Source organism: Parafrankia sp. Ea1.12 (assembly GCF_900465275.1).
Classification (GTDB): Bacteria; Actinomycetota; Actinomycetes; order Frankiales; family Frankiaceae; genus Parafrankia; species Parafrankia soli.
In genome coordinates this window covers 1-238 of the sequence record NZ_UBIZ01000650.1, presented here as the reverse complement: position 1 = coordinate 238, position 238 = coordinate 1, and the positions used below count along the sequence as shown (strand labels likewise).

1 protein-coding gene is annotated in these 238 nt (G+C 69.3%); it reads right to left on the bottom strand.

Annotation, left to right across the window (positions count from 1 at the left end; genetic code table 11):
* Nucleotides 1-238 (bottom strand): transposase (locus FMEAI12_RS34495; RefSeq protein ID WP_146776841.1); only part of this gene is annotated, 238 nt, incomplete at both ends.

The window sequence follows — 238 nt, the reverse complement described above, 5'->3', positions numbered from 1 at the left end:
CCACCACGGTGGCCTGCGGCAGTCCGGTGCGGATCGCCGCCCGACACAACGGGGACATGTCGATGGCCACGAAACGAACCCCCTGGCGCCAGGTGAGCGGGGTGTCGGCCGGCCAGGCCAGCACATCACCGGTGGCCCGTCCTTCGATCTGGCCGAGCAGCCCACCGTGACCTGCGGCGTCGATAAATCCGGTGTGCCAGCGATCCGCTGCCGGAGACCACTTTCCTGTCTCCGGGTC